At 42.5% G+C, this 13,051-nt stretch carries 13 protein-coding genes; 5 read left to right on the top strand and 8 right to left on the bottom strand.

Annotated features, from left to right (window positions below; all coding sequences use genetic code 11):
- Positions 1–299: 299 nt before the first annotated feature.
- A complete protein-coding gene (locus VHA01S_RS03605; RefSeq protein ID WP_152820839.1) occupies positions 300–2,027 on the top strand; it encodes an ABC transporter ATP-binding protein in 1,728 nt (575 codons plus the stop codon).
- 63 nt (positions 2,028–2,090) lie between these two features.
- Here VHA01S_RS03605 and VHA01S_RS03610 read toward each other — a convergent pair whose 3' ends face one another.
- Positions 2,091–2,636 carry a DUF4136 domain-containing protein gene (locus VHA01S_RS03610; RefSeq protein WP_023402988.1) on the bottom strand — a complete coding sequence of 182 codons (546 nt, stop codon included), beginning with the start codon at positions 2,634–2,636 and terminating at the stop codon, positions 2,091–2,093.
- Positions 2,637–3,406: 770 nt separating this feature from the next.
- Here VHA01S_RS03610 and VHA01S_RS03615 point away from each other — a divergent pair.
- Complete coding sequence (locus VHA01S_RS03615; RefSeq protein ID WP_023402989.1) at positions 3,407–4,699, top strand: DEAD/DEAH box helicase; 1,293 nt, start codon at positions 3,407–3,409, stop codon at positions 4,697–4,699.
- A 119-nt stretch (positions 4,700–4,818) separates the two neighbouring features.
- Here VHA01S_RS03615 and VHA01S_RS18010 read toward each other — a convergent pair whose 3' ends face one another.
- From VHA01S_RS18010 to napF, 6 genes are all read right to left on the bottom strand, one after another.
- A complete protein-coding gene (locus VHA01S_RS18010) occupies positions 4,819–4,959 on the bottom strand; it encodes a TIGR02808 family protein (RefSeq protein WP_023402990.1) in 141 nt (46 codons plus the stop codon).
- Positions 4,960–4,968: 9 nt separating this feature from the next.
- Positions 4,969–5,541, bottom strand: coding sequence for a NapC/NirT family cytochrome c (locus VHA01S_RS03620; protein WP_023402991.1), 573 nt, complete (start codon positions 5,539–5,541; stop codon positions 4,969–4,971).
- Positions 5,542–5,573: 32 nt separating this feature from the next.
- Positions 5,574–6,020, bottom strand: a complete 447-nt coding sequence (locus VHA01S_RS03625) for a nitrate reductase cytochrome c-type subunit (RefSeq protein WP_052029571.1) — start codon at positions 6,018–6,020, stop codon at positions 5,574–5,576.
- Between the two features lie 177 nt (positions 6,021–6,197).
- Positions 6,198–8,687, bottom strand: coding sequence for a periplasmic nitrate reductase subunit alpha (napA, locus tag VHA01S_RS03630; RefSeq protein ID WP_023402993.1), 2,490 nt, complete (start codon positions 8,685–8,687; stop codon positions 6,198–6,200).
- Complete coding sequence (locus tag VHA01S_RS03635; RefSeq protein ID WP_023402994.1) at positions 8,684–9,013, bottom strand: chaperone NapD; 330 nt, start codon at positions 9,011–9,013, stop codon at positions 8,684–8,686. The genes napA and VHA01S_RS03635 overlap by 4 nt, the downstream gene beginning before the upstream one ends.
- Positions 9,000–9,518: a ferredoxin-type protein NapF gene (gene napF, locus VHA01S_RS03640; RefSeq protein ID WP_023402995.1), complete on the bottom strand. Its 519-nt coding sequence runs from the start codon at positions 9,516–9,518 to the stop codon at positions 9,000–9,002. The genes VHA01S_RS03635 and napF overlap by 14 nt, the downstream gene beginning before the upstream one ends.
- A 142-nt stretch (positions 9,519–9,660) precedes the next feature.
- On the opposite strand from napF, the gene narQ reads away from it, so the two are divergent.
- Positions 9,661–11,415 carry a nitrate/nitrite two-component system sensor histidine kinase NarQ gene (gene narQ, locus VHA01S_RS03645; protein ID WP_023402996.1) on the top strand — a complete coding sequence of 585 codons (1,755 nt, stop codon included), beginning with the start codon at positions 9,661–9,663 and terminating at the stop codon, positions 11,413–11,415.
- Between the two features lie 13 nt (positions 11,416–11,428).
- Positions 11,429–12,034, top strand: coding sequence for a response regulator (locus VHA01S_RS03650; RefSeq protein ID WP_039970126.1), 606 nt, complete (start codon positions 11,429–11,431; stop codon positions 12,032–12,034).
- A gap of 114 nt (positions 12,035–12,148) precedes the next feature.
- On the opposite strand, the gene VHA01S_RS03655 is transcribed toward VHA01S_RS03650, so the two are convergent.
- Positions 12,149–12,355 (bottom strand): dodecin, encoded by a 207-nt coding sequence (locus VHA01S_RS03655; RefSeq protein WP_023402998.1) that lies wholly within the window; start codon positions 12,353–12,355, stop codon positions 12,149–12,151.
- Between the two features lie 290 nt (positions 12,356–12,645).
- On the opposite strand from VHA01S_RS03655, the gene VHA01S_RS03660 reads away from it, so the two are divergent.
- On the top strand, positions 12,646–13,008 hold the full coding sequence (locus VHA01S_RS03660) for a DUF4019 domain-containing protein (RefSeq protein WP_023402999.1): 363 nt from the start codon (positions 12,646–12,648) through the stop codon (positions 13,006–13,008).
- Positions 13,009–13,051 lie beyond the last annotated feature (43 nt).

The raw sequence follows: 13,051 nt of genomic DNA on the forward strand, positions 1-13,051 counted from the left end.
AATGAGCAGTTATCTAGTACGATTGGTAATAGTAGAGTGTTTGTTGTTTATATTGATGATTTTTATCTGCGCCTCTCATACTAATCTTAATGCCCCATCTAGATTGAACTATCCTTTCTATGACTAAACTTCATTTCAATACATGCAGCAATGCGTACAACAACGCATACAATTAATGCAATTTGTCATCAATTCACTCTCCAAAATAAGAAGGATCTTGTGTGATAAAACAAGACGTTGGCACTGCGCCAACACTCAATAAGCAGTGGCTATATCAACAAGCATTAAAACATAAAAAAATGCTTATCTACGCCAATGTGGTGGCTTTTCTAGCTACGTTAATCAGTGTACCTATACCGTTACTGCTACCGCTTATGGTGGATGAAGTGTTACTGAATAAACCCGCACAAGGGTTAGCGTTTCTTAATAGTTTCTTGCCGCAAAGCGTACAAACCGCCTCAGGATATATAGTCACTGTACTGCTGATGATCATTGCGATGAGAATCGTTAGCCAAGCACTGAATATCTTGCAAACTCGTCAATTTACTTTGGTTTCAAAGCGTCTCACTTGTCAGCTTCGACAATGGATTTTGGACAAGTTGGGTCGCGTATCGATGCAGCAATATGAAGAAAAAGGCAGTGGCGGGCTCACATCTCACTTAGTCACCGACATTGAAACTATAGACAAATTCATTGGTTCAACACTGAGCCGATTTGTCATCAGTGTATTAACGGTTATCGGGACTGGTGGGATTTTATTGTGGCTCAATTGGCAGTTAGGCTTGTTCATTATTTTGATGAACCCCGTGGTTATTTATTTGTCTCGCCACCTTGGACAACGAGTTAAACACCTTAAAAAGAAAGAAAACCAAGCATTTGAACGCTTCCAGCAGCGACTAGTGGAAACTTTAGATGGCATCTATCAGTTGCGAGCGGCGAATCGAGAGCAAGAATATTTAGGGCGATTAAAACAAGACGCAGAATCGATTCGAGTGGATGCGGATAAATACGCATGGCAATCCGATGCGGCCAATCGTTTGTCGTTTTTAATGTTTCTGATTGGTTTTGAGATTTTCCGAGCGGCGGCCATGTTAATGGTGTTGTTTAGCGATTTGAGCATAGGACAAATTTTTGCGGTGTTTGGTTATTTATGGTTTATGTTATCGCCAGTGCAAGAACTGCTCAGTATTCAATATTCTTGGTATAGCGCATCAGCGGCAATGAAACGCTTAAATGGCATACTGGAAATGCCCGAAGAACATCGACCACAAGCCAGCGTCAATCCGTTTACTAAAGGCGAACCGATAGAGATTGAATTTAAAAACGTTAGCTTTGCGTATGACTCAGAGCGAAATATCCTCAATGATTTTTCACTGACTATTCCAAAAGGGAAGCGTGTCGCATTAGTCGGTGCTTCTGGCGGAGGGAAATCGACCTTAATTCAACTTTTATTAGGGATTTACCAGAAAGACAGTGGCCAAATATTAGTCAATGGACATAGCATTGAAGCGGTCAGTTATGAAGCATTGCGCCAAGAGTTAGCGGTAGTGCTGCAGCAACCGATGATTTTCAATGATACTTTACGCCAAAATTTAACCTTAGGTAGGGACTACCATGAAGATGAGCTATGGAGCGCACTAGAGGTGGCACAACTTAACGATTTACGACATACGTTACCTAATGGTTTAGATTCGCATATTGGTCGACAAGGGGTGCGTTTATCCGGCGGTCAGCGACAAAGGCTGGCCATTGCAAGGATGGTATTGAGTAATCCTGAACTGGTTATTTTAGATGAAGCCACTTCGGCGCTGGATACGTCAACAGAAGCGCAATTGCATACGGCATTAAATCGTTTTTTAAAAAACCGCACTACCTTGATTGTGGCACATCGTTTGTCAGCTGTGAAACAGGCCGATCTTATCTATGTACTAGAAGATGGCAAAGTCATTCAGTCAGGTACGCATTTAGATTTGATTGAAACGGATGGTTTATATCAAACTTTATATGGCAGTTTACAAGCGGGATAAAGAGTTAATTAAGTCACAGTGAAAACGCAAGGCTAAAAGAAATTAGCCTTGCTTGTCTGCAAATTATTGAGCTTGTGGCATCTCTTTAAGCATTGAATCTACGTAGCCTTTTATTTGCTGAGTACCTCTTTCTTGGCCAGCGCCTGCTTGAGCAAGAGAGCGCCAACGCAGTTCCATTAATGGGTAACTGTACATAGCGATGACAATTGTTCCTTTTTGCTCACTATTACCGAAATCTTGCGCAGGAATGCCCGTTGCAAGGTGAGTTTTATTAAAAATCTCATCGTCACTCAGCTCGGACTCAATGGCAACGCCGTATCCTACCAGGAAGTTTGGTTGTTGCGACATTGGTACTCGAATATAGCCTTTCTCGGCAAGGCTTTTACCTATAGCCTCGTTAAACATAGTTTGCACTGAGTTTTTATCCGCATCCTCGTCCACATACGCTTGTCCAGATTTAGGATGCCATGCATAGGTTTTTGCACCAGACTGAATAAATTGAAAGTCACCACTGCTCACCATGCCAATGGCAAAGTTATTATTATGCTGTGGGGTAGTGGTACAGGCAGATAAAAACAGGACAAAAACAATTGCAAAAAACCACTTCATGAACACCTCTAAGCGTTTTAAAAAACATTCTATATGCACAAGGGTGCACTGCATGGAAACAGCATAAACGAGCCAGTAACAAAAAGTCCAGATAAGATGATATTTTGTGCAGTTAAAAGAGCGTGGTTTGCGCATAAAAAAATGGCTCATGCCAGTAGCATGAACCATTGCTTGTTTAGGTTTGAGAAAAAATGGAATTAAAAGAAATGTCCCAAACCATGTAGTGAAGATATGATGCTCGGTAATGCAACCAAGCCTAATTTTACGGCTATGATGATTCCTACAAATCGCCAAATGTTATGGGTGGCAGCTTTGTTGATCTCTTCTGCATGTTGGCTATAGATCATAATAACACCTCAGGAGTTAATGAATATGTGTACAATTTACTCTCTATTTTGATCATAAAAAGAGCAGTAGAGTAAAAGTATGAGCTAGGTCTACGGCGATGTATGGTTTTATGATGCCAACCACACAATGTAAAAACATGCGCGATAATACATTATGGGTTAAGTTTCATATTTTTGCTGTTATTTTATGGCTATTTCGGTGTACAAAAATTGAATGTGAGGTGGATGACATTACTGGCAAATACTGTAGTTGTGGCTTAAACGGTTAACTTAGAGCGGCTAAATACCTAATTGAACGTAAATTTGTCACCATAGCGACTAATATTCATCTATAATCATCCACCATATTTTTGGTCAGCCGCTGTTTGTGTTCTTTCATTTGGGAAAGTGTGCACAATAGCCAACTGCTATTAGGAACAAAGAATGTCATTTTCGTCACAAGGTTTTTCATCTGATATTGTGCGCGCACTCACTGAGTGTAGTTACGAAAAACTCACTCCGATCCAACAACAAGCTATTCCGCACATTCGTCGTGGTGATGATATCCTTGCGCATGCACAAACAGGTACAGGTAAAACCGCTGCGTTTTCTTTACCGATCATTCAGAAGTTTGTAGACAATCCTAAGCCACATAGCCGAGCGAACATACGCGCATTAATTTTAGCGCCTGCCCGTGAACTGGCTGACCAAATTGCTAATAACATCCAGAGCTTTGCTAAGTATACCGAGGTGTCTGTTGCCGCTGTTTATGGTGGGGCAAAGATGTCATCTCAAGAGCGTAAATTGCAAGGTGGTGTGGACATTTTAGTAGCAACACCAGGGCGCCTAATTGAACATCTAGAGTTAGGTAATGTAAGCCTAGCGAATTTAGAAGTGCTAGTCTTTGATGAAGCTGACCGTATGCTAGATATGGGCTTTATCGGCGCTATACGCACTATTATGAACGCTCTATCGTCGCACCCGCAAACTATGTTGTTCTCGGCAACATCATCAGCACAAATGAATACGCTGACTCAAGAATATTTGCGTAAACCTAAGCGTGTTATCGTCAATGCAGAAAACTCGACCGCTTCTACGGTTGCACACGTTGTTTACCCAATTGAAGAAGAGCGCAAGCGTGAATTGCTTTCTGAACTGATCGGTAAAAAGAACTGGAAACAAGTGCTGGTCTTTGTGAACTATAAAGAAACTGCGAATGAAGTGGTTAAAGAGCTTAAATTAGACGGTATTAAAGCGGTGTTGTGTCACGGTGATAAGGCGCAAAGTGCTCGTCGTCGCGCCCTTGATGAATTTAAAACCGGTAAAGCGAGAGTGTTAGTGGCAACAGACGTTGCAGCGCGAGGCTTAGATATTCAAGGCCTGCCACACGTTGTTAACTACGATATGCCATTCTTAGCTGAAGACTATGTACACCGAATTGGTCGTACAGGGCGTGCAGGGCAACAAGGCCATGCGGTTTCGTTTGTCAGTCGCAAAGAAGAGCTGACACTGGTGCAAGTTGAAAAACTGATTCAGCATCGCATACGCCGCGTGGTATTAGAAGGTTATGAGCCAGAGAGTCGTGATGCGCTGCTAGTGAAGATGCACAGCAAGCCTGCTTACAAAAACCGTCAAGGTCGCACTAACAACGCCAATGAAAGTAGCGCTGAAAGCCAAAGTAGCGCCGAAGGTCGAGTTCGTCTAATGCGCGCATTAAAGCGCAGAACCAAAAAATAACGACACTAGGTTGGTATGACCTAAATAAAACAATAAACATAAAAATAACAAACCCAACGCATTACGTTGGGTTTGTTTTAGTTCCGGTTCTGTTCCAGATGTTACTTTTGATTATTCGTTTAGTTGGTTTCTTCTTTATCAGCTGTGATAGACAATAGCCAGATACAAATTACCGCCACGGCAGCAAAACCCCCTAAGATAATCACTGGCATCGCACTGTAGCCCAGAACGTGCCAAATGATGGATTCTAATTGACTCATAATTCTCCCTTACCAACCTTCTACGCCATGCATGTCGGGTAATTTGTGTGCAATACCTTTGTGGCAATCTACGCAGGTTTTATCACCTGAAGCCAGTGCTGTCGAGTGTTGTTTGACACTGCGTTCGCCTTGCTCAGAAAAGTCCATATAATCGAACTCGTGACAGTTACGGCACTCAAGAGAATCATTAGCTTTTAAGCGCGCCCACTCACGTTCAGCAAGATGACCACGACGAGCTTGGAACTTTTCATCAGTATCAATGGTACCTATGATATGTCCAAATACCTCTTTAGATGCCTGAACCTTGCGGACAATTTTATCTGTCCATTTATGTGGAACGTGGCAATCAGAACAGATGGCTCTTACACCAGAGCGGTTAGAGTAGTGTATTGTTTCGCGGATCTCTCTGACAATTGGCTCATGACATCCAGCACAAAACTCTTCGCTGTTGGTGTACTCCATTCCTGTATTGAATGCGCCCCAGAAGAGAAGACCCCCAGCAAACCCCATAAAAAGAACGATCCCTGCGGCCGCCTTACTAGGTGTTGAGAGTCTTTTCCAAAACGCTTTTAAAAATTTCATAAATAGCCTCTTATGGTAACAACTAGCAAAGCTTATTGAAGTGAATCAACACGTTTGAATTCGTTCTCTACCAGTGGTTTAGCATTGGCTTGAGGGACGTGACACTGCAAACAGAAATAACGTCTTGGCGATACATCCGCAAGCACCGCATCTTCACGACTCACATAGTGAGTCACACTGACTTTTGTTGCGCCCATCTCTTTAGCATTTTTCCAGCTATGACACGCCAGACATTTGTTGGCATTGAGTGACACTTCATAACCACGGATGTTGTGAGGAATAAGCGGTGGTTGATAAACATAATCACTGCTTAGTGCTTGTTCTCTTGGGTATTTCTTAAAATCATCAGCAGCGCGTGTTGCTTCAAGCTCACTTACGCCACGTAAAGAGTGAACGCCCCCAATGCCACCAGGGTTATACTGTTCAGCTTGCGCTACACCTGCGTTTTCAGCTTTTTCTAAATCTGTTTGTTCAAGCATGCCATCGTCAATTTCGTGAGATTGATGGCTGACGCCTTCAACCTCAGTTTGTGCAATTGCTACACCTATGGCACTAATTGATAACAGAGCAATCAATAGCTTTTTCATTATTATTTCTCCGCCTATTGGCTAATTAGTAGGGGCTATGGAGCTAGCCCCAAATAACGGTCAAAGGCCTTAGGCCACTTTAGTGATTTTAACTGGACACTTCTTAAAGTCGGTCTGCTTCGACAGTGGATCTGTTGCGTCCAAAATCAGTTTATTGATGAGTATCTTCGCATCAAAGAACGGGATAAACACCAAGCCTTTAGGTGGACGGTTACGACCGCGAGTTTCTACGCGGACACGAATTTCGCCACGTTTGTTAGAAACCAGCACTTCTTCACCGCGACGTAGATCTTTCGCTTTAGCATCAGCAGGGTGCATGTAACACACGGCATCTGGCACCGCTTTATAAAGCTCAGGTACACGACGAGTCATAGTACCTGTGTGCCAATGTTCGAGTACGCGACCCGTACAAAGCCACATATCAAACTCTTGATCTGGCACCTCTGGTGGCGCTTCATACGGAGCGGATATAATCCACGCTTTACCATCAGGTTTACCGTAAAAGTCCCAGTCAGTGCCTTTTTTCGCGTAAGGATCTGAGCCTTCTTTAAAGCGCCATAGGGTTTCTTTGCCATCGACAACCGGCCAGCGTAAGCCGCGAACAGTATGATAAGTATCGTAAGGGGCTAAATCGTGCCCGTGTCCACGACCGAACGAGGCGTACTCTTCAAAGAGACCTTTTTGCACATAGAAGCCTTGTGCATGCGCATCGTCGTTAAGCTCTTGCGCTTCAGTGATAGGGTATTTATCGACGTGTCCGTTCTTAAATAGGATGTCGTACATGGTTTTGCCACGAAACTCAGGTGCTTTGGCAAGCAAATCTTCAGACCATACATCTTCAATCTTAAAGCGTTTAGAAAATTCCATGATTTGCCAAAGATCCGATTTAGCGTCACCGATAGCTTCAACTTGTTGATACCAAGCTTGAGTTCGACGTTCAGCGTTACCGTAAGCACCTTCTTTTTCTACCCACATCGCGGTAGGGAGAATAAGGTCGGATGCTTGAGCTGTTGCGGTAGGGTACGGGTCTGAACAGACAATGAAGTTTTCAGGGTTACGGTATCCCGGTAGACGTTCAGTATTAATATTTGGACCGGCTTGCAGGTTGTTGTTACACATTACCCAATAAGCATTAAGCTTGCCGTCGTGAAGCATACGGTCTTGAACAACCGCGTGGTAGCCCGGTTTTGCAGGAATAGTGCCTTCTGGAAGTTTCCAGATTTTTTCAGCTTTAGCACGGTGTTTAGGGTTCGCTACGACCATGTCAGCAGGAAGGCGGTGTGAGAATGTACCCACTTCACGCGCCGTACCACAGGCCGATGGCTGACCTGTAAGCGAGAACGGCGAGTTACCTGGAGTCGAGATTTTACCTAACAACAAGTGAATGTTGTAAATCAGGCTGTTCATCCATACACCACGAGTATGCTGGTTAACACCCATAGTCCATAGGGACATTACTTTGGTGTTTGGATCAACATATTGCTCAGCTAACTGAATCAAATGCTCTTCAGAAACACCAGAGATTTCACTGGCTTTAGCGGCAGTATAAGGCGCAACAGATTTCGCATATTCTTCAAAGCTAATGCCAGACATTTTGCCTGAGTTTGGATGAGCTGCGGCTTTTTGTATCGGATCATCGTCACGCAGACCGTAACCGATATCAGTTTCAGCTTGTTTAAAGTGAGTGTGCTTATTCACAAACTCAGTGTTTACTTTGTCATTTTGAATGATGTAGTTAGCAATAAAGTTGGCAATCGCTAAATCACTTTGCGGATGGAAGATATAGCCATGGTCTGCCAATTCAAAAGAACGGTGATAATAGGTCGACAGAACATTTACTTTCACGTGCGGGTGGCTTAATCGGCGGTCAGCGATGCGTGTCCATAATACCGGGTGCATCTCTGCCATATTTGATCCCCAAAGGACAAATACATCGGCATTTTCGAAATCGTCATAACAGCCCATAGGCTCGTCAATGCCGAAGCTACGCATAAAACCACCTACCGCAGATGCCATACAGTGACGAGCGTTAGGATCGATGTTATTAGAACGGAAACCGGCTTTCATTAACTTAGAAGCGGCGTAACCTTCCATTACGGTCCATTGGCCTGAACCGAACATGCCTACGCTAGTAGGACCACTTTTTTTCAAAGCCGCTTTAAATTTTTCGGCCATGGTATCAAATGCAACATCCCAAGAAACTGGTGCAAAATCACCATTTTTGTCGTACTTACCATTGGTCATTCTGAGTAATGGCTGCGTAAGACGGTCTTGACCGTACATGATCTTGGATAGGAAATAACCCTTAATACAGTTAAGGCCTTTATTTACTGGCGCTTCAGGGTCACCTTGTGTAGCGACTACTTTGCCGTTTTGCGTACCGACCAGCACAGAACAACCAGTACCACAAAAACGACAAGGGGCTTTATCCCATTTGATTTTTGTTTGGTCCGAACTTGCGATGAGATTGGTCGCAGAAGCGGGAAGTGAAATTCCGGCTACAGCAGCAGCTGAAGCAGCCGCATTTGCTTTCACAAACTCGCGTCGTGTCATTTTCATAATGTGTCCTCTTGCGGGGTCGGTGTACCGATGCTGGCATCGGTCGTAGCCGTTGCATGTATGTCGGTGTCAAGGGTGTCAATATCAGTTTCGATTTGGTGATAAACTAAAGCCGTATTAATGACTTCGGGGTGTTCGTTTATCTCGTCAATGGTAGAGGTGATAAAACCTTGGTCTTGCGTTTCCATAACCACAACAAACTTGCCGTCTGACTCGGCATAGATTTCTGTAGTAGAAAAGCTGTTTATCTTGTCTCGAACACTATCCATAGCATTTGGAGAACAGTAGATAATAAAACTTGAAATATGAACTTCACTGGCTGGCATTGCGATCCTCGTTGCAGTCAGTCATCGATATAGCTGTGACGGGGCAAACACTCAAACAAGCTCCACATCCGTTACACAACTGAGAGTCTAATTTTGGCTGGGCAACATGCCCCACCGAAAATGTAAATTGTATTGCTGTCAGCCCGCATTCATCTGAGCAAGTACGACACTCAACATTTTGCGTGGCAAGACACGTATCATTAATTCTAGCCGTAATCTCCCAAGCCACCTCTTTAGTCGAGCGAAAAATATCTTCTGGGCATGCTTCAACACACTTTTGACAAAAGGTACATTCCCCTTTATTAAAGTCTATTGTTGGAAATCCGCCACTACCATTAATGATGATGTTTGTTTCACAAGCTTGCATACATTGACCACATTGGGTACAACCATCAATAAAGGTTGCATCAGTTTTGGCCCAAGGTAGGCGTTGCCCTGTTTCATAAACCAAGCGTGTTTCGGGAGTGCGTCTGGTGAATAACCTGCGCTTTGATAAGTCTACCAATTTCGTCCTTGAGTCAAAAAATGCTGAGCCATATGATGCATACACATCTATACACACACTAAGTCTAGGTGAATAAAATGTATTCGATATAACTCGAAAGGGTTAAACTTGTGCGTAACTTGTTTTAGATCAATTAGTTATTATGACCAAGTTCACAGATTCATTAATGGGAAGAGAAGTGAAAAATAAATCGGCGCAATCCGTATCCTTTACCATAGGCGGGGCGGTGTTTTTGATGGTGATCCTATCTGCGTTAACCATTATGGTTGCAGTAGCCACCGTCTATTCAACTTATGATGATGCTGAAGCGGTAAATGTGTCCGGTTCGATGAGGATGCAAAGTTATAGACTCGCTTACGATACAGAAACTCATGCCAGCAATATAAACAAACATATTCAACGATTTGAAGTTTCTTTGTACTCCTCTTCTATGCAAAATTTAATGCAATGGAATGTACCATCTGATATTCAAGAAGATTACCAAGCTATCATTGAGCGCTGGCAGATCATGAAGAATTTGTTGCTCACAAAGCAATATGTCGAGTATCAACAACACGTACCAATTTTTGTTTCTCGAATTGATAAGTTTGTTCTGAAACTACAGCTAAATACTGAGAAAAAACTATTAGATATGGTGGTTTTTTGTGGTTTTGGTTTAACTTGTATAATACTGATTTCATTAGTAATAATGCGTTTTGTTCGATTGAAAGTACTGCATCCATTGCAAGCCTTAGTACGTGCTAGTCGCAAAGTAGAATCACAAAACTTTGACGTGGTGCTCAACGATTCCGTTGATAATGAATTAGGCGCAGTAGCATCGACATTTAATGGTATGACTCGAAAGCTAAAAGATCATTATGAGCGTCTAGAAGCTATGGTTGAACACAAAACGGAAGAGCTCCGACACGCCAACAGTTCTTTGACTGTGCTGTATAAAAGTACCCAGCAATTGTCTGCATCACGATTGAGTCCGGCGCATTTTCAGCAGATCATCGACAACATGTCTTCGATTGACAATATTGAGGCGGTGAAGCTGATTATTGATGACAGTGCAGGGCAACCGACAGAGTTAGTATCTGGCGAGATATCCAAGGGAGCTTGGGTAGATAAAGCGCTAATCTTGGATGAGGTAAGGCTAGGGAGCCTTCGTTTACAAATTACTTCACAATTTTCAGAACAAGAACTGATCGATAATATGTCTTATATTTTAGCGCGTGGGATTTACTATAATCAGGCACAAAAGAAATTTGAGCAGTTATTGATTTACGGAGAGCGCAGTGCAATTGCGCGTGAGTTGCATGACTCACTGGCGCAATCGCTATCATTTTTAAAAATTCAAACTAGCTTGCTTAAACGCTCTATGAAGCAAGAAGGGCCTGCGGATAACATGCCAAAATCTTCGATTATTGTGCAAGAGATCGATGATGGTTTACGTGAGGCCTATACTCAACTTAGAATCCTGCTTAGTACCTTTAGGTTTAGCATTGATGAAGCAAACTTTAGTGATGCGTTAAATGTATTGTTAGAGAAGCTTCAGACCACCACAGACGCAGAGATTGAAGTTGAAAACAAGCTATCTTCGATTTTACTAGAAGCGCATCAGCAAGTGCATTTATTGCAAATTATTCGTGAAGCCACTAATAATGCGATTAAACATGCGAATTCCACATTAATTCGTGTACAGTGCCTGCAGAATAAAGAACAGATCACTGTTTCTATTACAGATAATGGATGCGGATTCGATACTGATATTGAGAAAACAGGTCACTATGGCTTATCTATTTTAAATGAGCGAAGTCAGTACCTTAATGGAAAATTAACGATAGATAGTGAGCCCAATCAGGGGAGCACAATAAGAATTACCTTTAACTGTAAGGATGAATCGGACAGTGAGTAATACCCATCGCATTATGATTGTGGATGACCATCCACTAATTAGACGAGGCATCACACAATTGCTTTCATTCGAAGATGACTTCGACATTGTTTGTGAGGCAACCAGTGGTACAGAGGCGCTCGCGCTCGCCCATCAACATGATTTAGATTTGATTTTGCTCGACCTTAATATGAAAGGGCTATCGGGGCTTAATACCTTACAAGCATTGCGTGATGAAGATATTTTAACCAAAGTGGTCATACTTACCGTATCAGATTCTACGGCAGATATTGATGCTATTGTAAAAGCTGGCGCCGATGGTTATCTCTTAAAAGACAGTGAACCTGACGAGCTGATTGACCATTTGCGTCAAGCGCTCAACGGCGACAAAGTTTATAGTGAAGTTGTCGCTCAACAAATACGCGACCGCGCAGAAAACCCAAGCTTATTAGACAGTTTAACGGAAAGAGAGCTAGAGATTTTGTCGAAAGTGGCACTAGGGCACCGCAACAAACAGATTGCCGATGTGTTATTTATCTCAGAATCCACCGTGAAAGTGCACATGAAAAGTTTATTGAGAAAACTGCAGGTAAAATCCCGCACAGCAGCCACTATTTTGTACTTAGAGCACTATAGCTAACGCCGTATTTAACGGTATTTATTTAAGTTGCGATATGAAGTGCGATCTTTAGGTACTTCATCATCCCAGATACTTCATATCGACGCTTGAACTTATTCTAAGGTAAATGCTCAGCTAATCTAAAGTAAAACCAATCTTCACCGTCACCTGCCAGTGAGCCACTTTACCATCGTCAATATGACCTCTGACTTCCTGCATTTCAAACCAACGCATGTTATGCACACTTTCACTGGCTCGCGCCACCGCATTATTAATCGCATCATCAATTCCAATAGAAGATGTACCGACAATTTCCATTTTCTTGTAAGTATGATTTGGCATTTGCTAGCTCCTTGGATTACACCGTCATTACTGTTTAAAAACTAGACTGCGTACTCGGCTATAGCAAGGCGTTAGCGATTGTTTTCTCGACAGGGATAGTGGTTATCTAACGGCACGGAGTTGCTTGTCTTTGTTATTGATATTTAACAAGAAATTAATGTCTGAGAGTGTTTTATTCTTAGTGTTTTTGTTACATTGAGGATATAAATATTTTTGCATATATCTAAATGTATGTACCGTTAAAAAGTGCTATTAAAACCACACACTTTCCACAATCAAGAGATTTTAAAATGCTAAATGAACAAACTGCTACTCGACTTGATGTGCAACAGAATGAATCACTGCAATGGTTAAAGATTGTTGATTTACAGCACTATCAGCAGAGTTGGGAAAAGGCGAGCGATTATTTTCAATCACAAATCTCTCAAAGCGACTGGGTGGATGCGGTGTCGGCGGTGCGATCTTCAATAGGTGAGCTAGTATCACGTGACATTACTATGTCAAAACCAGTAACACCTTTATCTGATGCTCCAGAAGACGAATATAGCCAGTGCCAATATAAATCGACGTTTAGCCAAGGTGAATTTATAGAAACAGTCACTTTGCTCAAAGAGAACAGCGGCTGGAAAGTGGTGGGTTACTTTGTGAAGTAGAAGTGGTAAAACGCTTATGTATTAAAAATAGAGCACGTAATTA

This window comes from Vibrio halioticoli NBRC 102217 (genome assembly GCF_000496695.1).
GTDB classification, from domain to species: domain Bacteria; phylum Pseudomonadota; class Gammaproteobacteria; order Enterobacterales; family Vibrionaceae; genus Vibrio; species Vibrio halioticoli.

Bases quoted from the DNA above. Each gene is read 5' to 3' on its own strand.
- VHA01S_RS03625 (WP_052029571.1), bottom strand. From the start codon at position 6,020: ATGCTTGAACAAACAGATTTAGAAAAAGCTGAAAACGCAGGTGTAGCG.
- VHA01S_RS03660 (WP_023402999.1), top strand. From the start codon at position 12,646: ATGCTAAATGAACAAACTGCTACTCGACTTGATGTGCAACAGAATGAA.
- narQ (WP_023402996.1), top strand. From the start codon at position 9,661: ATGACCAAGTTCACAGATTCATTAATGGGAAGAGAAGTGAAAAATAAA.
- VHA01S_RS03615 (WP_023402989.1), top strand. From the start codon at position 3,407: ATGTCATTTTCGTCACAAGGTTTTTCATCTGATATTGTGCGCGCACTC.
- VHA01S_RS18010 (WP_023402990.1), bottom strand. From the start codon at position 4,959: ATGAGTCAATTAGAATCCATCATTTGGCACGTTCTGGGCTACAGTGCG.
- napA (WP_023402993.1), bottom strand. From the start codon at position 8,687: ATGAAAATGACACGACGCGAGTTTGTGAAAGCAAATGCGGCTGCTTCA.
- VHA01S_RS03635 (WP_023402994.1), bottom strand. From the start codon at position 9,013: ATGCCAGCCAGTGAAGTTCATATTTCAAGTTTTATTATCTACTGTTCT.
- VHA01S_RS03610 (WP_023402988.1), bottom strand. From the start codon at position 2,636: ATGAAGTGGTTTTTTGCAATTGTTTTTGTCCTGTTTTTATCTGCCTGT.
- VHA01S_RS03650 (WP_039970126.1), top strand. From the start codon at position 11,429: ATGATTGTGGATGACCATCCACTAATTAGACGAGGCATCACACAATTG.
- VHA01S_RS03620 (WP_023402991.1), bottom strand. From the start codon at position 5,541: ATGAAATTTTTAAAAGCGTTTTGGAAAAGACTCTCAACACCTAGTAAG.
- VHA01S_RS03655 (WP_023402998.1), bottom strand. From the start codon at position 12,355: ATGCCAAATCATACTTACAAGAAAATGGAAATTGTCGGTACATCTTCT.
- VHA01S_RS03605 (WP_152820839.1), top strand. From the start codon at position 300: ATGCTTATCTACGCCAATGTGGTGGCTTTTCTAGCTACGTTAATCAGT.